Source organism: Mycobacterium sp. (assembly GCF_046330795.1).
Classification (GTDB): domain Bacteria; phylum Actinomycetota; class Actinomycetes; order Mycobacteriales; family Mycobacteriaceae; genus Mycobacterium.
In genome coordinates, this window is the sequence record NZ_JAXLSA010000002.1 from 493,424 (window position 1) to 511,322 (window position 17,899).

Annotated in this window: 16 protein-coding genes; 7 read left to right on the forward strand and 9 right to left on the reverse strand. The window is 69.7% G+C overall.

Features of this window, described 5'->3' with window-relative positions; all coding sequences use genetic code 11:
• Window positions 1–6 precede the first annotated feature (6 nt).
• Together U0R18_RS09585 and U0R18_RS09590 are read right to left on the reverse strand one after the other, a co-directional pair.
• Entirely contained in the window at window positions 7–3,438 is a 3,432-nt protein-coding gene (locus tag U0R18_RS09585) for a TM0106 family RecB-like putative nuclease (protein WP_526367940.1), read from the reverse strand.
• A 102-nt stretch (window positions 3,439–3,540) separates the two neighbouring features.
• Window positions 3,541–4,122, reverse strand: a complete 582-nt coding sequence (locus U0R18_RS09590; protein ID WP_526367941.1) for an LppP/LprE family lipoprotein — start codon at window positions 4,120–4,122, stop codon at window positions 3,541–3,543.
• A gap of 74 nt (window positions 4,123–4,196) precedes the next feature.
• Between U0R18_RS09590 and U0R18_RS09595 the strand changes: the two genes are divergently transcribed.
• Genes U0R18_RS09595 through U0R18_RS09605 form a run of 3 tightly spaced genes read left to right on the forward strand, consistent with a single transcriptional unit; the run spans window position 4,197 to window position 7,828 of the window.
• Window positions 4,197–5,951 (forward strand): DEAD/DEAH box helicase, encoded by a 1,755-nt coding sequence (locus U0R18_RS09595; RefSeq protein ID WP_526367942.1) that lies wholly within the window; start codon window positions 4,197–4,199, stop codon window positions 5,949–5,951.
• Entirely contained in the window at window positions 5,948–7,084 is a 1,137-nt protein-coding gene (locus U0R18_RS09600) for an acyltransferase family protein (protein ID WP_526367943.1), read from the forward strand. The genes U0R18_RS09595 and U0R18_RS09600 overlap by 4 nt, the downstream gene beginning before the upstream one ends.
• 21 nt (window positions 7,085–7,105) lie before the next feature.
• On the forward strand, window positions 7,106–7,828 hold the full coding sequence (locus tag U0R18_RS09605; protein WP_526367944.1) for a siderophore-interacting protein: 723 nt from the start codon (window positions 7,106–7,108) through the stop codon (window positions 7,826–7,828).
• 70 nt (window positions 7,829–7,898) lie between these two features.
• Here U0R18_RS09605 and U0R18_RS09610 read toward each other — a convergent pair whose 3' ends face one another.
• The 5 genes from U0R18_RS09610 to tap all read right to left on the reverse strand — a co-directional run bounded on the left by U0R18_RS09610 (window position 7,899) and on the right by tap (window position 12,907).
• The gene (locus tag U0R18_RS09610; protein ID WP_526367945.1) at window positions 7,899–8,480 is read right to left on the reverse strand and encodes a TetR/AcrR family transcriptional regulator; all 582 of its coding nucleotides are present in this window, start codon (window positions 8,478–8,480) and stop codon (window positions 7,899–7,901) included.
• Entirely contained in the window at window positions 8,480–9,730 is a 1,251-nt protein-coding gene (locus U0R18_RS09615; RefSeq protein ID WP_526367946.1) for a cytochrome P450, read from the reverse strand. Before U0R18_RS09615 ends, U0R18_RS09610 begins: the two co-directional genes overlap by 1 nt.
• Window positions 9,731–9,792: 62 nt before the next feature.
• The gene (locus U0R18_RS09620) at window positions 9,793–10,161 is read right to left on the reverse strand and encodes an STAS/SEC14 domain-containing protein (protein WP_526367947.1); all 369 of its coding nucleotides are present in this window, start codon (window positions 10,159–10,161) and stop codon (window positions 9,793–9,795) included.
• Between the two features lie 111 nt (window positions 10,162–10,272).
• Window positions 10,273–11,640 carry an FAD-binding oxidoreductase gene (locus tag U0R18_RS09625; RefSeq protein ID WP_526367948.1) on the reverse strand — a complete coding sequence of 456 codons (1,368 nt, stop codon included), beginning with the start codon at window positions 11,638–11,640 and terminating at the stop codon, window positions 10,273–10,275.
• 13 nt (window positions 11,641–11,653) lie between these two features.
• On the reverse strand, window positions 11,654–12,907 hold the full coding sequence (tap, locus tag U0R18_RS09630; RefSeq protein WP_526367949.1) for a multidrug efflux MFS transporter Tap: 1,254 nt from the start codon (window positions 12,905–12,907) through the stop codon (window positions 11,654–11,656).
• A gap of 40 nt (window positions 12,908–12,947) precedes the next feature.
• Here tap and U0R18_RS09635 point away from each other — a divergent pair, with 40 nt between their 5' ends.
• From U0R18_RS09635 to U0R18_RS09645, 3 genes are all read left to right on the forward strand, one after another.
• Window positions 12,948–13,754 (forward strand): uracil-DNA glycosylase, encoded by an 807-nt coding sequence (locus U0R18_RS09635; protein WP_526367950.1) that lies wholly within the window; start codon window positions 12,948–12,950, stop codon window positions 13,752–13,754.
• Window positions 13,755–13,847: 93 nt separating this feature from the next.
• Window positions 13,848–14,468: a hypothetical protein gene (locus U0R18_RS09640; protein ID WP_526367951.1), complete on the forward strand. Its 621-nt coding sequence runs from the start codon at window positions 13,848–13,850 to the stop codon at window positions 14,466–14,468.
• A gap of 48 nt (window positions 14,469–14,516) precedes the next feature.
• Window positions 14,517–15,554 carry an LLM class flavin-dependent oxidoreductase gene (locus U0R18_RS09645; protein ID WP_526367952.1) on the forward strand — a complete coding sequence of 346 codons (1,038 nt, stop codon included), beginning with the start codon at window positions 14,517–14,519 and terminating at the stop codon, window positions 15,552–15,554.
• Here U0R18_RS09645 and U0R18_RS09650 read toward each other — a convergent pair.
• Both U0R18_RS09650 and U0R18_RS09655 read right to left on the reverse strand, forming a co-directional pair.
• Window positions 15,551–15,988, reverse strand: coding sequence for a nitroreductase family deazaflavin-dependent oxidoreductase (locus U0R18_RS09650; RefSeq protein ID WP_526367953.1), 438 nt, complete (start codon window positions 15,986–15,988; stop codon window positions 15,551–15,553). The two genes, U0R18_RS09645 and U0R18_RS09650, sit on opposite strands and share 4 nt — an antisense overlap.
• Window positions 15,985–16,419: an HIT family protein gene (locus U0R18_RS09655; protein ID WP_526367954.1), complete on the reverse strand. Its 435-nt coding sequence runs from the start codon at window positions 16,417–16,419 to the stop codon at window positions 15,985–15,987. The genes U0R18_RS09650 and U0R18_RS09655 overlap by 4 nt, the downstream gene beginning before the upstream one ends.
• Before the next feature lie 37 nt (window positions 16,420–16,456).
• Between U0R18_RS09655 and U0R18_RS09660 the strand changes: the two genes are divergently transcribed.
• A complete protein-coding gene (locus U0R18_RS09660) occupies window positions 16,457–17,854 on the forward strand; it encodes an amidase (RefSeq protein ID WP_526367955.1) in 1,398 nt (465 codons plus the stop codon).
• The last annotated feature ends 45 nt before the right edge of the window (window positions 17,855–17,899 follow it).

Genomic DNA, 17,899 nt, shown 5'->3' on the forward strand with positions numbered 1-17,899 from the left:
GGGGGCTCAGGGCCGGTCGTCGATCAGGGTCAGGAATGCGCCCAGGTCGATCAGGCCGTCCGGGCTGCCGGGTAGGTATTCGGTGAGCACATCGGAGGCCACCACCACGGCGGCGTACTGGGCCCGGCTGATGGCGACGTTGAGCCGATTCCGGTTGAGCAGGAACGAGATTCCGCGTGGCACGTCGTCGATCGATGACGCGGTCATGGAGAAGAACACCACCGGAGCCTGCTGCCCCTGGAACTTGTCCACCGTGCCGACCCGCAATTCGGTCAGTCCGGCGGTGTCCAGGCACTTTCGCAGCAGCGTCACCTGTGCGTTGTAGGGCGTGACCACCAGGATGTCGGTGGCGCGCAGCGGCCGGGTGCTGCCGTGCTCGTCGGTCCAGCTCCGGCCCAGCAGGCCACGGGCTTCGGCGACGATGGCCTCGGCCTCTTCGATGCTGTCGACCGAATTGCCGCGATGGGTCACCGGCATCAGCCGTACCCCGGGTGGATGATCCGCGAGATATCGTGCGGCGGTAACGGTTTCGTTGGACCGCAGCCGGTTGTCGTAGGACAGCCGGGACACTGCGGCGCACACGGCCGGGTGCATCCGATGGCTGCGGTCCAGGAAGTAGCCGCGTTCCGGCGGCAGGGTATGGCGGCCGTCGATCAGCCAGCCCAGCGCGGAGTGGTCCACCGGCTCCGGGTGGGTGCCCTGGCTGACCTGGGGCAGCTGCTGTGGATCACCCAGCAGCAGCAGGTTGCGCGCGCTGGCGGCGATGGCGATGGTGTTGGCCAGGTTGAACTGGCCCGCTTCCTCGATCACCAGCAGGTCGAGGGTTCCGGGCGCAACCCGCTGCGGGTTCGCGAAATCCCATGCGGTGCCGCCGATCACGCAGCTGGTCTGCTCGGCCAGGAATGTCGGGTAGGCATGCGTCTCGATCTCGAGCCACGATGCGTCGGCGGCCCTGTTGCCCTTCTTGGCGATTCGCTGCGGGTCGACGCCGGCCTCGACGATGCCGGTGAGCAGGTTCTCCACCACCGCGTGCGACTGCGCCACGACGCCGATCCGCCAGCCGTGCTCGCCGACCAGTCGGGCGATCGCGTGGGCGGCGGTGTGGGTCTTGCCGGTACCCGGCGGTCCGTGTACCGCAAGGTAGGACGAGTCCAGATCGGTCAGCGCGGCGGTGATGTCGTCCACCGGGGAGCCGGTGCGGGGCAGGGCCGCGCCGGAGCGGGTGCGTGGCGGGCGGCGCAACAGGATGTCGAGCAGCGCGGTCTGCGGTAGGTCGGGCAGTGCGCTGCCGACGTCACGGGCGGCCGCATCGATGGCGGCGCGTAATGTCTTGTCGGGCAACGGCGAACCCGGGGTCAGTGCGAACGGCAGCTGATCGAAGGTGCCACCGTTCTTGGGTTCCCGCTCGCAGATGAGCAGGGTCGTCGGCGTTTCGGGATCGTCGCACCCCTCGACGGTCACGTTGCCGGCAGCGCGGCGGTCGGAGTCGTCGGAGAGCGGGCCGGGCGAGGGCGGTTCGTAGAGCGCGTAGGCGTCGCGGGTGATGCCGCCGGCGGCGAACGATCCGGTGAGCTCGAGGATGCGCCGGGGTTTGCGTGCCTTCGGTGGCGTGTGCCAATCCTCGACGACCCTGGCCCGGTCGACCAGGAAGACGTCGGTCTGATCACCCCATTCGTCGACGGGGTTGTTGAGCCGGTCGAAGTGCGACCACCAGAACGGCTTGTTCTCGCGCTGGTGAAATCCGCGGGCCGCCGAGATCATCGCGACCGCGCGTTGTTCGTCGGTGCGCGAACCCAATTCGTCGCCGACGAACGCGGCCAGAGTGCGTTCCAGCGGATCGTCGACCTCGATCGGACCGGGCTCGCCGCCGGTCACCTTCTGAGTGCTGATCGGTACGACCCCGGCCTCGTAGGCCTGGATCAGTAGCCAGTCCCGCAGGCGCCGGGTGGACCGGCAGTCGTACCGGTTGTAGTCCTCGATCTCGCCGAGCACGGCGGACGCGTCGTCGGTGCGGCCCTCGGCACGCAGTTCGCAGTACCGCGCGTACTGGGTGATCGAATCGGCGGCGGTGGTGACCTCGCCGGTGCGCAGCTGCGCACCCATGTACAGCGGCTCCAGCGATTTGAGGCTGTAGTTCTCCGTGCCGACCCGAATGCTCTTGCGCACCAAGGGGTACAGGTCGACCAGCACGCCGTTGCGCAACAGGTCGTCGACGTCGTCCTCACCCACGCCGTAGCGGCCGGCCAGCCGCAGCAGCGCCGACTTCTCGTAGGGGGCGTAGTGGTAGATGTGCATCTGCGGATGCCGGTCGAGGCGGGCCCGCACGAATTTCAGGAACTTCTGCAGTGCGCGCCGCTCCTCGGCGCGGTCGTGCGCCCACAGCGGATGGAATCCGTCGCGCGCGTCCAGGACGCCGAACAGGTACTCGATTCCCCAGTCGCGGCCGTTGGGTGTCCACAGCGGATCGCCCTCGAAGTCGAAGAACAGATCGCCCCGGTCGGGGTTGGGCAGCAGGGTCAACGGTTGCGGGTCGGCGATCTCGTACGGCGGCGGGTCGCCGGCGCGGGCCCGGACCTGCAACCGCGCCTGTGCGGTCAGCGAGGTGACGACGCGGTCCGGCAGGTCCGGGACCGGGCCGTGATGGCCGGCGAGCTCGGTGGCGGTGCTGACCCCGGCGTCGATGAGTCGCGCGCGCTGGGTCAGGCGCATCCCCGCCACCCGTAGCAGGTCGTCGGTCTCGCGGACCATCAGCTGGCACTCCGGGCAGCGGAAACACGCGCGGACGTGTTCGTCGGTCCAGCACACCGCGTCGCCGGCGGCGTGGTGCCGGTCGAGCAGGTGCTCCAGTGCCGCGCGGCGCCGGCGGTACACCGGCACGATCTCGTCCACCCGGTATCGGGCGATCGCGCCGTCGCCCAGGATCAGTTCGGCCTCGTCGTCGATCGGGACGCCGGCCGCGGCCAGGGTGTCGGCGTAGGCCGCCAGTTGCAGCAGGGCCTCGACCTTGGCCGAGCGGGCCAGCTTGGTGTCACCGACCCGGTAGCGTCCGGGACCGGCGGAGTTGTCGCTGAGGGTCAGGAAGTCGGCGAACCCGACGAAGCGGCCGTCGAAGATGGCCGGCTGGTAGATCAGCGGGGCGCGGGCCTCGACGGCCCGGGTGGTCGCCTCGGCGGCCGCGGTCAGGCTGGCGGCGGTGTACGGGGCCATCGGGCGGCCGATGACGGTCCCGTGCCCGGTGGCCTCCCGCAGCGTCCCGAGGTGGCGCTGCTCGTGTTCGTCACCGAGGGCCGCGGTGCGGGCCAGCAGGGCGTCGTCCGCGGAGACCGCCGGGCCGCGCCCCAGCTTGGCGTCGAAGCCCCGCAACAGCGCATATTCGCAGCGTGCGGCGGCGGCCAGGTCCGAGGCACTGAAGACGACGCGGTCATCGACGATGAACACAGCAGCCACCATAGAGCCGGCCCCCAACCCGCGGGCGTGCGCAAAGGTCCGCCCACAGCGGCGTGTCGGCGGACCGACACGCACGGTCAGCGGTGCGGTGGGTCAGCCCGCGTTGCCGATCAGTTCCACACCGTTGCCGTTCCAGCGGAACTTCACGACGCTGTCCAGGCCGAGGGTGTTGGTGAACTTCAGCGCGACGGTGTCCCCGGTGCTCTGGGCCGCGTCGATGCCGTTGAACCCGAAGGTGTCCGGCACCCCGGTCGGGATGAACTTGCCCTGGTGGAACAGCACCGCGCGGGTGTTCGGGTTCGAGGCGTTGGTATTTGCCCGGACGATCACCGCCGACAGCTGCGCGCATTCGTTGTAGTTGCCCGCGATCGGCTCGGTGTTCCACGGCTGCTGACTGCGGGGATCCTTCGGCAGCTCCGTGATGGCCCGGGCGATCGCGGGCGCGGCCAGATTGACCGCACACGGGTCCGCTGGCGGCGGTGCCGTGCTGGTGGGTGTGGGCGGTGCCGACGGGGTCACCGGGGCGGTCGACGTGCTGACGGTGGCGGGGTCCGGTGTCTTGGAGACCGTCGAATCGCCCGAACCGCACGCGGTCAGCCCGGCCAGCAGAACCGCCGCGACCACGGTGCCGACGACCCCGGAACAACCGGGCGCCCGAATGGCCGTCCTCCACATTCGCGCCAGGCTACCGGCCCTGCACAACGCGACCGGGCAGGCGGGGCCGCGTATGCGCATTAGACTCCCATCCGATGACCACTGCCGACCCGGCCGACCCGGGCCCCTCCGACGACGCTCCGGCGACGTTCGCCGACCTGCACATTCATCCCGATGTGCTGCAGGCCGTCGTCGACGTCGGCTATGAGGCGCCGTCCCCGATCCAGGCGGCCACCATCCCCGCGCTGCTGGCCGGTTCCGACGTCGTCGGCCTGGCGCAGACGGGCACCGGCAAGACCGCGGCGTTCGCCATCCCGATCCTGTCCAAGATCGACGTGCAGTCCAAGGCCACCCAGGCGCTGGTCCTGGCGCCCACCCGCGAGCTGGCGCTGCAGGTGGCCGAGGCGTTCAGCCGGTACGCCGCCCGGCTGCCGCAGCTGACCGTGCTGCCCATCTACGGGGGTTCGTCGTACGGCCCGCAGCTGGCCGGGCTCAAGCGGGGCGCGCAGATCGTGGTCGGCACGCCGGGCCGGGTCATCGACCATCTGGAGAAGGGCCGCCTGGACCTCTCACACCTGGACTACCTGGTGCTCGACGAGGCCGACGAGATGCTGCAGATGGGTTTCGCCGAGGACGTCGAGCGAATCCTGGCCGACACCCCCGAGTACAAGCAGACCGCGCTGTTCTCGGCCACCATGCCGCCGGCGATCCGCAAGATCACCAGCAAGTACCTGCACGACCCGGTCGAGGTCACCGTCGAGGCGAAAACCGCTACGGCGGAGAACATCTCGCAGCGGTTCATCCAGGTGGCGGGCCCGCGCAAGCTGGACGCACTGACGCGCGTGCTCGAGGTCGAGCCGTTCGACGCCATGATCGTCTTCGTTCGCACCAAGCAGGCCACCGAGGAGGTGGCCGAAAAGTTGCGCGCCCGAGGGTTTTCCGCGGCCGCGATCAACGGTGACATCCCGCAGGCGGTGCGTGAGCGCACCATCAGCTCACTCAAGGATGGCTCCCTGGACATCCTGATCGCCACCGACGTGGCGGCCCGCGGCCTGGACGTCGAACGCATCAGCCACGTCGTCAACTACGACATCCCGCACGACACCGAGTCCTATGTGCACCGGATCGGCCGCACCGGCCGAGCCGGCCGCTCCGGCTCGGCGCTGTTGTTCGTCACGCCGCGGGAACGCCACCTGCTCAAGGCGATCGAACGCCACACGCGGTCCAAAGTGGTAGAAGCCGAGCTGCCGACCGTTGACGACGTCAACGAGCAGCGGGTGGCGAAGTTCCGCGATTCGATCACCGACGCGCTGGGCGCTCAGGGGATCGAGCTGTTCCGCCGGATGGTCGAGGACTACGAGCGCGACCACGACGTGCCGATGGCCGATATCGCCGCGGCCCTGGCGTTGCAGTCGCGCAACGGCGCCGAGTTCCTGATGTCGCCGGAACCGCCGCCGGAGAAGCGCCGGCCGCGCGACGGGGAGGAGCGGCCGGCCAGGGGTGAGCGTCCGGCGCGCCGGCGCGACAGTGAATTCGCTACGTACCGGATCGATGTCGGCAAGGCGCACCGGGTGATGCCGGGCGCGATCGTCGGCGCGATCGCCAACGAGGGTGGGTTGCACCGCAGCGATTTCGGGCACATCAGCATCCGCAACGACTTCTCGTTGGTGGAGCTACCGCAGCAGCTGTCCCGTGAGACGCTGAAGGCCCTCGAGCACACCAGGATCCAGGGCATGCCGATCAACCTCCGGCTGGACCGGGGGCCCTCGCCGCGGGGTGGCCGCGACGGCGCCGGGCCCGGCAAGCGGGACAAGCCGCCGTTCAAGAAGAAGCACCGCAAGTCGCAATGACGGTCGAGCTGCGCGGCAGTGTGCAGCGGGCCGACGGCGGTATGCGGGTCGCGTCGCTGACGGGTATCCGCGCGGTTGCCGCCCTGCTGGTGGTCGTCACCCACGCGGCGTACACCACCGGCAAGTACACGCACGGTTACGCGGGACTCGTCTACTCCCGGCTCGAGATCGGTGTGCCGATCTTCTTCGTCCTGTCCGGATTCCTGTTGTTCCGGCCCTGGGTCCGGGCGGTCGTGACCGGTGGCCCGTCACCGTCGCTGCGCCGGTACGCCTGGCATCGCGTGCGGCGCATCATGCCGGCCTACGTCGTCACTGTGCTGGGCGCCTTCGCGCTGTACCACTTCCACGAAGCCGGGCCCAACCCCGGTCACACCTGGATCGGGTTGCTGCGCAACCTCACCCTGACGCAGCTGTACACCGACAACTACGACTACGGCTACCTGCACCAGGGGCTGACGCAGATGTGGAGCCTGGCCGTCGAGGTGTCGTTCTACGTTGTGCTGCCGGCGCTGTCCTACTTCCTGCTGGTGTCGGTGGGCCGGCGGGCGTGGCGGCCGGGCCTGCTGCTGACGTCCATCGCGGTGCTCGGCCTGATCAGCCCGGCGTGGCTGCTGCTGGTGCACAACACCGATCTGCTGCCCAACGGGGCCCGGCTGTGGCTGCCGACCTATCTGCTGTGGTTCCTGGCCGGGATGGTGCTGACGGTGCTGCAGGCGATGGGGGTGCGGTGCAACGCCTTCGTGGTGCTGCCGATCGCGGTGTTCAGCTTCTTCATCGCGGCCACACCGATCGCCGGCGAGCCGACCACCTCGCCGACCGGCCTGGCGCAGGCGATCGTCAAGACGGTGTTCTACGCGGCCATCGCGGCGCTACTGCTCGCGCCGGCGGCACTCGGCGACGACGGCTGGTACACGCGGTTCCTGGGGAGCCGGCCGATGGTGTGGCTGGGGGAGATCTCCTATGAGATCTTCCTGGTCCACCTGGTGCTCATGGAGATCGCGATGACCTTCGTGCTGCACAAGCAGGTCTACACGGGGTCGACGACGGGGCTGTTCGTCGTGACGATGGCCCTGACGGTCCCGGTGGCCTGGCTACTGCACCGGTTCACCAGGGTGCGCCCGACAACGCGGTGAAGTTAGGTTACCCTAACTTTCATGACGGAACGCAAACCATCCCGCGGTATCCAGGGCGCCCTGGTCAAGCTGTGGCGCGGCGGCGATCACGAACTCACGGTCACCGGCCGGACCGAGGTCAGCCAGCACTATCTGCGTCTGCACTTCGATGCCGGCACCCTGCTGGCCGACCGCCCCGTGCACCCCACGATGTGGGTGCGGGGCTGGTTCCCCGACGGGGACAGGTCGCACCAGCGCGGCTACACGCTGGTCAACCCGGATCCGGCGGCCGGCACCGTCGACATCGACTTCGCCCTGCATGACGGCCTGGCGACGCGGTGGGCCATCGGCGCGCGGCCCGGGGACACCCTCGAGGTGACGGTGCTCGGCAGTAACTTCGCACTGCCGACGCCCGACCCGGCCGGCTACCTGATCGTCGGCGACACCGCTTCGCTACCGGCGATCAATTCGTTGCTGGACGCGATCGGGGACACGCCCGCGCGGGTGTTCCTGGCCGCCGCGCACAACGACGATCGCAGCCTGCCCGTGAAAACCGGTGCGGCCGTTGATGTCACGTGGGTGGATCGCGACGGCTCCGGGCAGCCACTCGTCGAGGCCGTGACGTCCTCGGCGTTCGACGCCGGCGATCACTTCGGCTGGGTGGCTTCCGACAACCGGACCACCCGCGGCATTGCCAAGGTCTTGCGGGAGGACTACGCCATTCCGCGGAGGTCGATCAAGGCGCAGGCCTACTGGGTCGCCTGACCCCGGATCTTTGCGGCCGAGCGTGCACCCACCTGCATCTGCGACCCTGATTCTGCATATGGGTGCACGCTCAGCGCTGGATCGGTGCGACGATCGGAACGAGAAACTCCTCGATCATTGCGCGTTCGTCGTCGGCGTCGTGGCCGGGGAACAGCAGAAGTGAGGTCAGCACCCGAACCAGCCAGCGGGCCTTGCGGTCCACCGCGGCCGCGTCGTCACCCGGCGCGCCCAACGACACCACGAACGCCGACACCATCGCGTTGATGACGTCGGACTGGTCGGCCAGTTGCACGCCGATCGGGGCATCGGCGGCGTTGAACCACGACTGCAGGGCCGGACTGTCGCGCACCATGGCCAGGGTGGTGACCAGGCCGGTCACCAACCGCTGCCGGGGATCGTCGATCCCGGTCAGCGTCTCGATGGTCCGGCGGTGCAATTGGTGGGCCTCGCGGTGCGCGTACGCGGTGTGCAGGGCCTGGCGGCTGTCGAAGTAGCGGTACAGCGTCGCCCGGGAACACCCTGCGGCCGAGGCGATCTCGTTCATGCCCACCGCAGCCACCGGCCGCTGGGCGAACAGTTCACCTGCCGCGTCGAGGATCCGCTCGGCGGCCACTTCGGTGCGCCTGTCGGCCAGCCAGTTGTTGGCGGCCATCACTTCACCCGGAACGGCACCGACAGGGGCCTGCGCACATACCCGCCGCCGGCCCAGACGATGCCGGCCTCGTCGACCTCGAAATCGGGGCAGCGGGTGAGCAATTCGGTGAGCGCGACGCGCGACTGCATCCGCGCCGCGGCCGCCCCGAGGCAGTGATGGGCGCCATGGCTGAACGTCAGGATGTTGCGGGGCCGGCGCGTGACATCCAGTTCACCGGCGTCGGGTCCGTACTGACGTTCGTCCCGGTTGCCCGAGCCGTAGAGGAACAGCACCCGGCGGCCCTCCGGGATGGTGACGCCCTCCACCGTGACGTCACGGGTCACGGTGCGGCCCAGGCACTGTGCGGGTGCGGTCAGCCGCAGGAACTCGTCGACGGCGTCGGGAATCAGCTCGATATCCTCGACCAGCAGGCGTCGTTGGTCGGGGCGCTGGTGCAGCAATTGCACTGTGCCACCGAGCATTCCGGTGGTGGTGTCATTGCCGCCGGTGACCATGGTGAAGGTGAACGCCAGGATCGACAGCACGCCGGCGATGTCGCCGTCGGCCCCGATTCCGGCCGAAACGAGGTGCGAGACGGTGTCGTCCTCGGGTTCGGTGCGGCGCCGCTCGATCAGCGCGGTGAAATAGCCCATCATCTCGCCGAGCGCGTCGCCGAGAGTTTCCAGCGCTCCGCCCAGGCCGCCCTCGGCGGTGTTGGCCGCCACGATCGCATCCGTCCAACCGTCGAACTTGCCGCGGTCGGCCTCAGGCACCCCGAGATAATGCGCCACCACCATCGACGGCAGCGGCTTGAACAGCTCCGCCACGATGTCGCCGCCGCCGTTGGCGCGCAACTTCTCGATGCGCTCGATGACGAATTCGCGGACCTTCGGTTCGACGGCTTCCACCTGGCGCGGCGTGAATCCGCGGGCTACCAGCTTGCGGAACTCGGTGTGCCCCGGCGGATCCTGCATCACCATTGGCGGATTGTCCTGCAGCCCGATGAGCTCCAACTCGCCGTAGTTGACGGTCAGGCCCTGGGCCGACGAGAACACCTCGTGGTTGCGGGCGGCGGCCCAGATGTCGGCGTGCCGGGACAGCACGTAGTAGTCGTGCGTCGGGTTGGCCTCGGGGACGACGTGGTGGACCGGATCGTGGTCGCGCAGCGCCCGGTACATCGGCCACGGGTTCGCCCACGTGCTGGCGTCGGCAAGGGTGAAGTGGGCGGGAGCCTGGTCGGACTCCGAGTGAGACATTGTGACCGTCATGTCTTATTGGTACGACACGGACGGTCGTATGTCAATGCGCCGGTCCGGTCGATTTCCCCGCTTCACCCGTCAGAGCGAATCCACTCCCGGGCCTGCTCGGTCTGCCCCGCCGGGAACTGGCGGATCTCCGCGGCGACGAAGTGCGACGCCACATGCTGAGCGAAGTCACCGAGGTGCGAGTCGGTGACGACGGCGATCTTCTTGACGTGTCGCTGATGATCGCGGACGAACCGGATGTGGGTGATCAGCGCGCCGAAGCTGTCCCAGCCAGGGAAGTGGGGTGCGTCAATGATCAGGCCGGCCAGATCGCCGCCCTTCTCGATGACGGGATCGACGGTGTTCGCCAGTTCGGCGAAGTCGGCCTTGTCCAGGGGTGTGGCCGGGCGCACTCGCACGATCGAGTTGGCCTGGTCCAATTCGAGTTCGATCACGATCGCTCCTTGCATTCGGGATGGCACCATCATCGCGCCGCCCGCAACCGCCCGGGAGGAGGACGAGGTCATCCCCCGGAAGGACTTTCGGTCACCGGCCGGGGGAACGTGTCACAGGATCGCACCCGGGTTCAGGATGCCGTCGGGATCCAGCGCGGTCTTGACCCGCCGGTTCAGCTCGAGGGCGTCGGGGCCGAGATAGTCGGCCAGCCACGGCTTCTTGAGTCGGCCCACGCCGTGTTCGCCGGTGATCGTTCCGCCCAGTGCGATCGCCAGATCCATGATTTCGCCGAAAGCCTTCTCGGCCCGCCGGGTCATCTCCGCATCGGCGGGGTCGAAGACGATCAGCGGGTGGGTGTTGCCGTCGCCGGCATGCGCGATCACCGAGATCATCAGCCCGGTGGTGGCGGCGATCTTCTCGATGCCCGCCACCAGTTCGGCGAACGCGGCCAGCGGCACGCCGACGTCCTCGAGGAGCAGCGATCCCTTGGCCTCGACGGCCGGGATGGCGAATCGCCGGGCCGCCACGAACGCCTCGCCCTCGTCCGGATCGGATGTCGAAAAGACTTCGGTGGCACCGCATTCGGCGAACACCGCGGCCATGAACTCGGCATCCTCGACGCCCGCGGGCCCTCTCTCGTCGGAGGTGGCGACCATCATCGCCGCCGCGCCGCGGTCCAGGCCCATCCTGAGCTTGTCCTCGACAGCGTTGATCGCCACCGCGTCCATGAACTCGAGCATCGCGGGCCGGATCCTCGCGGTGATGCCGGTGACCGCGTCGCACGCGCCGGTGACCGTCGGGAACGTGGCCACCACCGTGCACGACGGATGCTGTGGTGGCAACAGCCGCAGCGTCACCTCGGTGATCACCCCGAGGGTGCCTTCACTGCCCACGAACAGCTTCGTCAGGCTGAGTCCCGCAACGTCTTTCAGGCGCGGCCCGCCGAGTCGCACCGCGGTGCCGTCGGCCAGCACCACCTGCAGGCCGAGCACGTAGTCGGTGGTGACGCCGTATTTCACGCAGCACAGCCCGCCGGCGTTGGTGGCGATGTTCCCGCCGATGCTGCAGATCTCGAACGACGACGGATCCGGCGGGTACCACAGGCCGTGCGCGGCGACGGCCTTCTTGACCTCGGCGTTGAGCAGGCCGGGCTGGGCGACCGCGGTGCGGGTGACGGGATCGACGGTGATCGCGCGCATCTTCTCGGTGGACAGCACGATGCCGCCGTCGACGGCGGTGGCGCCGCCGGACAACCCGGTGCCCATGCCGCGCGGCACCACCGGGATCCGGTGGGCGCTCGCCCAGCGCAGCACGGTCTGAACGTCCTCGGTGCAGGTCGGTCGCACGACGGCCAGGGCCGTGCCGGCCGCCGGGTCGGCCGCGCGGTCCTGCCGGTAGGACGCGACGATGTCCGGGTCGGTGACCACGGCGCCCTCGGGGAGTTCGGCGCTCAGGAGGTCGATCGGTGCGGAAGCCATGGGTACTCCTGGGTCACGCCGCGGTGGGCGTTGAGATGTGGGCGGGCGGCGGGTCGTCGAGGCGGCGCAGCGCCGGCAGGAACAGCGCGATGATCCCGATGACCAGCATCGGCAACGACAGTGCCAGGAACGTGGTGTGCAACCCGGCGGCGTCGGCCAGGGGGCCGGCCAGGATCAGGCCCAGCGGTCCGGCGGCATAGGCCAGCGAGCCCATCACGCCGACCACGCGGCCGCGCAGGTGCTGCGGGGCGCGGGTCTGCATGACGTAGTTGTAGATCGGGGCGATCGGGCCGTAGACCAGTCCGACGATGACGCACAGCACCAGGATCAGTGGCAGCGGCGGCAGGAACGCGATCACCGTCATCGCCACGCCCAGGGTGAGCACGGCGGTCAGCATGGTGGTGCGCTTGCGCATCCGGCCGCTCAGGGCGGCGTAGCCCAGCGCGCCGATCAGCCCGCCGATCGACAGTGCCATCAGCACCCAGCCCAGGTGGGCGGGCTCGTTGCGGTCGGTGAAGTACTTCGGGAACAGCACGCTCTCCATCGGCATGTACAGGCCGGTGATGGCCAGGTCGACGAACGCCAGCGTGCGCAGCACCTTGTTGTTCCACACGAACCGGACCCCCTCGACGATGCCCGACCAGATCCCGTCGGGAAGTTTGGCGTGGTCGGGCCGGCCGGCGCCCTCCAGGCGCAGCACCGCGATGGCGGTGATCGACAGGCCGAACGCGGTGGCCGTCACCCACATGGTGTTGACCCCGCCGATCGCGGCGATCAGCAGGCCGCCCAGGCCGGGGCCGACGATGTAGGCCAGGTTGAACACTGCCTCGTAGACGCTGTTGGCGTGGTCGAGTGTCCAGCCGGCCCGGGTGGCCGCCTCGGGCAGCATCGATTCGCGGGCTGTCATGCCGGCCGGGTCGAACAGCGCACCGAACGCGGCCAGCACCGCCAGCACGGTCACGGTGATGGCGTCGGTGCCGAACATCAGCGCGATGACGGGGACGGCCGCGACGGAGAGCGCGGAGAGCAGGTCGGAGATCATCGAGACCCGGCGCCGGCCCAGATAGTCCACGGCGGTGCCCGCGATCAGCGTCGCCGCCAGGAGCGGCAGGGTCCCGGCCATCGCCACCACGGAGGCGTCGAGCGCGGACCCGGTCCGCTGCAGGACCAGCCAGGGGAACGCCACGATCGTGATGCCGTTGCCGGCGCCGGCCATCAGGGCGGCGAAGAGAATCAGTAGGAGCGGGACACGTCGGCGGCTCAGCATGGCGCCAGAATCGTATGCCGGGTTCGGGCAGGATGGTCGGATGTTGCCCCACCCGCGGAGCGGCCGCCCGTTCCCGTCTCCGGTCCCGCCGGGAACGGGGTGGCCCGGCGATCCCGCGACCGACGACACCCCGGTGGCCCGCAGCGGCGCCGCGGTGCGGCGGTTGGCCCGTGCGGCCGGCTCGGTGGGTGAGCTCGACGCCGACATCAGCGTGTGCCGGGCCTGTCCGCGACTGGTCGCCTGGCGGGAAGAGGTTGCCGTCACCAAGCGGCGCTCGTTCGCCGGCGAGCCGTACTGGGGGCGACCGGTGCCCGGCTGGGGGTCGGAGCGGCCGGGTGTGTTCATCGTCGGGCTGGCCCCGGCTGCCAATGGCGCCAACCGGACCGGCCGGGTGTTCACCGGTGACCGCTCCGGTGATCAGCTGTTCGCCTCGCTGTTCCGCTGCGGTCTGGTCAACCAGCCGGCCAGCGTGGATTCCGCGGATGGATTGCAGGCCAACGGTATTCGGATCAGTGCACCGGTCCGGTGTGCACCGCCCGCGAACGCCCCGACGCCGGCGGAACGCACCATGTGCGCGCCGTGGCTGGCTGCCGAGTGGGCGATGATCGCGCCGAGTGTGCGCGTCGTGGTGGCCCTCGGCGGCTTCGCCTGGCAGATCGCGCTCGGGCTGTTGGGCGTCACCGGGGCGAAGCCGAAGTTCGGGCACGGTGTCGCATTCCTGCTGCCGTCGGGTGTGCAGCTGCTCGGCTGCTACCACCCCAGCCAGCAGAACATGTTCACCGGCCGGCTGACCCCGGCGATGCTCGACGAGGTGTTCACTGACGCGCGGCGCCTCGCCCGCATCTGAACGGCCTCTACACATCGCGGGCCGATCGGAGGATGGTGATTGGTGGACCGGTGGCGCCACCGGGGCGCCGCCCCTGAGAAGAGGGGGTGGACCGTGTACGCACGCTCTACCACTATCCGCACCGATCCCTCGCGCATCGATGCGGGAATCGCGTTCACCCGGGACGAGATCATGCCGGCGGTGAAAGCCGTGAACGGTTGCGTCGGCGTCTCACTGATGGTCGACAGGAAGACCGGGCGGTGCATCTTCACCAGCGCCTGGGAGACCGAGGACGCACTTCGCGCAGGTCTGACGCTCGTGCAACCCGTACGAGCGCGGTCCGAGGAGATGTTCGGTGGCAACCGAACCGCCGCGCAGTGGGAGATCGCGGTGCTCCATCGGGACCATCTCACCGGGGCAGGTGCCGCGGTGCGCGCGACGTGGGTGAAGGTCGACCCGGACCACGTGGATGCCGGCATCGAGCTGTTCAGGACGTCGGTCATACCCCAGCTCGAGGAGCTGGAGGGATTCTGCAGCGCGAGCTTGATGGTCGACCGGGCCACCGGGCGGGCGGTGTCCTCGGTGACGTTCGACAGCCGCGCGGCAATGGAGCGCAACCGGACCGAGTCCGATGCGCTGAAGGCCGCGACCATGGGGCAGGCCGGCGCCATCGAACTCGACGAGGCCGAGTTCGATCTGGCCCTGGCCCACCTGCGGGTGCCCGAGATGGTGTGACCCGCGCTGCCCGGGAAGAGGCCCCCGGCGGATAGCGTTGAGCACCTCATGCGGTTATCCGTCCTCGACCTGGTGCCGGTGCGCACCGACCAGACCACCTCCGACGCCCTGGCGGCCACCGTGCGGCTGGCCCAGACCGCCGACCGGCTGGGCTTCACCCGGTACTGGCTGGCCGAACACCACAACATGCCCGCGGTCGCGGCCACCAGCCCGCCGGTGCTCATCGCGTTGCTGGCCGGCCGGACCGAGCACATCCGGTTGGGGTCCGGCGGCGTCATGCTGCCCAACCATGCGCCGCTGGCCGTCGCCGAACAGTTCGCCCTGCTCGAAGCCGCGGCGCCGGGACGCATCGACCTCGGGCTGGGCCGCGCACCCGGCTCGGACCCGGTGACGTCGGTGATGCTGAACGTGACCGACGAGGCCGTCGCCAACTTCCCGCGCTACCTCGACGAGATCGCCGCCATGATGAGCGCCGGCGGCGTTCAGGTGGAACTGCCCGCCCGGCTCGGTCGTACCGACTACGTGCTCAAGGCCACCCCGGCCGCGGCGGGTGAGCCGCGGTTGTGGTTGCTGGGTTCGTCGATGTACTCCGCGCACCTGGCCGCCGCCAAGGGCCTGCCGTACGTGTTCGCGCACCACTTCTCGGGCCAGGGGACCGAGGAGGCCCTGGCCGTCTACCGCGACGAGTTCCGGCCCAGCGACCTGCTCGCCGAGCCGGTCACCTTCCTGACGGTCAACGCGTCGGTGGCGCCGACGGCAGCCGAGGCGAACGCCCTGTTGCTGCCGAATCTGCAGTCGATGGCGCGGCTGCGGACCGGCCAGCCGTTGCGCGCGCTCGACCTGGTCGAAGATGCCGAAGCCGCAACGCCTTCCCCGCAGGAGCGCGCCATCATCGACGCGATGCGGGCCAGGGCCATCGTGGGCGCGCCTGCAGAGGCGGCCGCGCAGGTGCGCGAGCTGGCCGAGCATTTCGGCGTCGACGAGGTGATGATCCATCCGGTCGGAGCGGCGTACCGCGGGACGGATCCGGCGACGGCGCCGGCGCGTGAGCAGACGCTGGAACTCCTTGCGAAGGAACTGTTCTAGGGCGACAGCGTCACGACCGGGATCGGTCGCGTCGTGCGCTCCTGGTACCCGCGGTAGACGTTGCGGTTGTTGCGGTTGACGATGTCCCACAGCCGGTCGTAGTCCGGGTCCGTGGGCATGACGATCCGCGCCGTCACCGGGAACCGCCGTGGGCCGACGTTGATCTCGACCTGTGGCTGCTTCTTCAGGTTGAAGTACCACCCGGGCGCCCTGGGCGCGCCGCCCATCGACGCCACCACCAGGTAGTCGTTGCCGTCGTTGGAATAGCTCAGGGTGGTGGTCCGCGGCTGCCCGGTCCTGGCGCCGACAGTGTGCAGCAGCAGTGCCGGCGCGAACCCGCCGGGCAGGCGCCGGCCGATGCGTCCGTTGGTCCTGCGGTACACGGTGTCGTGCAGCCGCAGGAACCGGCCGGCGAGATCCTCCAGCCGGCTCATGACGTCCGGTCCTCGAGTTGGGCCAGCGCGTCCCGCAGGATGCGCGCGGTCGCCTCGCGGTCGGGGTCCTTGCGGACCACCAGACCCTTGGCGAACGTCAGCTTGTCGCCGGTGTGCCGCGGTGTCACGTGCAGGTGGATGTGGAAGACGCTCTGGAAGGCGGCCTTGCCGTCGTTGATGACGATGTTGTTGCCGTCGGCGTGCAGTCCGGAGGCGCGCGCGGCCCGGGCGATGCGCTGGCCCAGCCGCATCATTCCCGCTACGACGTCGGGCGGGGAGTCGGTCAGATCGACGTGGTGCTCCTTCGGGATCACCAGGGTGTGGCCACGCACGATCGGGCGGATGTCGAGGATCGCGACGTAGTCGTCGTCCTCGTGGATCCGGATCGCGGGGGCCGAACCGTCAACGATGGCGCAGAACACGCAAGACATCCCGCCACGGTACCGAGCGGGTGGCTACGCTTCGCCGATGGACTCCATCGACCTGGCGTTCGCCGGAGCTGCCGAGCAGGCCCGGATGCTGGCGTCCGGGGCGGTCAGCGCGCCGGCGCTCACCGAGCTGTATCTGGACCGGATCGCCCGCCTCGACCCGGAGCTGAGGTCCTACCGTGTGGTGTTCACGGCCGCGGCCCGGGCCGATGCGGTGTCCGCGCAGCAACGCCTGGACGCGGGGGAGCGGCTGCCGCTGTTGGGTGTGCCGATCGCGATCAAGGACGACGTCGACGTCGCCGGTGAGGTCACCACCTACGGCAGCACCGCGCACGGGCCCGCGCCCACCAAGGACGCGGAGGTGGTCCGGCTGCTGCGCGAGGCCGGCGCGGTGATCCTGGGCAAGACGGCCGTCCCCGAGATGATGCTGTGGCCGTTCACCGAGACGGTGTCCTACGGCGCCACCCACAACCCGTGGGACCTCTCGCGCACTCCCGGCGGCAGCAGCGGCGGCAGCGCGGCCGCCGTGGCGGCGGGCCTGGCGCCGTGGGCGCTGGGTTCCGACGGCGCCGGTTCGATCCGGATCCCGTCGACGTGGTGCGGGCTGTTCGGCCTCAAACCGCAGCGCGACCGGGTGCCGCTGGCTCCGCACGACGATGCGTGGAACGGGCTCTCGGTGAACGGGCCGTTGGCGCACACCGTGGAGGACGCCGCGCTGTTCCTGGACGTGACGTGTGACAAGTCCATGCCCGGTCCCGAGGGCGGTTTCGTCCGGGCCGCCTCGCGGCCGCCGAACCGGTTGCGAATTGCGTTGAGCACCAAGGTCCCTCCGCTGCTGACCGCGCACCGCGACGCCGAGCAGCGGGCCGCGGTGCATCAGGCCGGTCAGGTGTTGCGCGAACTCGGCCACGATGTGGTGGTGCGTGATATCGACTACCCATCGTCACTGGTGTACGGCCAGGTGATGCCGCGGTACTTCCGCGGTGCCTACGACGACGTCCGGACGTTGCCGCACCAGGAGCGACTTGATTCGCGCACCCGCGGCTTCGCCAACATCGGCCGGTTGATATCCGATAGCCGGATGGCGAAAATCCGTGCCGCCGAAGCGGATATGACCGCGCGGATGCTGCGGATCTTCGACGACTGCGATGTGGTGATCACCCCGGGCGCGGCAACCGGGCCGTCGCGGGTGGGCGCCTACCGCAAGCGCGGAGCCGTCGCCACGCTCGCGCTGGTGGCCGCGCGGGTGCCGTTCCAGGCGGCGTTCAACGCGACCGGCCAGCCGGCCGCCGTCGTCCCGTGGGGTCTGGACCGGCACGGGCTGCCGCTGTCGATCCAGTTGGTGGGCCGGCCTTTCGACGAGGCGACGCTGCTGTCCCTGGCCGCCGAGATCGAGGCCGACCGCCCGTGGGCCCACCGCCGCCCGCCGATCTCGTAGCCCATGTTCGTCTCCCGCGAGCGGCCGTGTCTGTACAGGGACACG

Excerpts from the sequence above, each read along its gene's own strand:
- U0R18_RS09590 (WP_526367941.1), bottom strand. The coding sequence starts at position 4,122 with ATGTGGAGGACGGCCATTCGGGCGCCCGGTTGTTCCGGGGTCGTCGGC.
- U0R18_RS09595 (WP_526367942.1), top strand. The coding sequence starts at position 4,197 with ATGACCACTGCCGACCCGGCCGACCCGGGCCCCTCCGACGACGCTCCG.
- U0R18_RS09600 (WP_526367943.1), top strand. The coding sequence starts at position 5,948 with ATGACGGTCGAGCTGCGCGGCAGTGTGCAGCGGGCCGACGGCGGTATG.
- U0R18_RS09605 (WP_526367944.1), top strand. The coding sequence starts at position 7,106 with ATGACGGAACGCAAACCATCCCGCGGTATCCAGGGCGCCCTGGTCAAG.
- U0R18_RS09610 (WP_526367945.1), bottom strand. The coding sequence starts at position 8,480 with ATGGCCGCCAACAACTGGCTGGCCGACAGGCGCACCGAAGTGGCCGCC.
- U0R18_RS09615 (WP_526367946.1), bottom strand. The coding sequence starts at position 9,730 with ATGACGGTCACAATGTCTCACTCGGAGTCCGACCAGGCTCCCGCCCAC.
- U0R18_RS09625 (WP_526367948.1), bottom strand. The coding sequence starts at position 11,640 with ATGGCTTCCGCACCGATCGACCTCCTGAGCGCCGAACTCCCCGAGGGC.
- tap (WP_526367949.1), bottom strand. The coding sequence starts at position 12,907 with ATGCTGAGCCGCCGACGTGTCCCGCTCCTACTGATTCTCTTCGCCGCC.
- U0R18_RS09635 (WP_526367950.1), top strand. The coding sequence starts at position 12,948 with ATGTTGCCCCACCCGCGGAGCGGCCGCCCGTTCCCGTCTCCGGTCCCG.
- U0R18_RS09645 (WP_526367952.1), top strand. The coding sequence starts at position 14,517 with ATGCGGTTATCCGTCCTCGACCTGGTGCCGGTGCGCACCGACCAGACC.
- U0R18_RS09650 (WP_526367953.1), bottom strand. The coding sequence starts at position 15,988 with ATGAGCCGGCTGGAGGATCTCGCCGGCCGGTTCCTGCGGCTGCACGAC.
- U0R18_RS09655 (WP_526367954.1), bottom strand. The coding sequence starts at position 16,419 with ATGTCTTGCGTGTTCTGCGCCATCGTTGACGGTTCGGCCCCCGCGATC.
- U0R18_RS09660 (WP_526367955.1), top strand. The coding sequence starts at position 16,457 with ATGGACTCCATCGACCTGGCGTTCGCCGGAGCTGCCGAGCAGGCCCGG.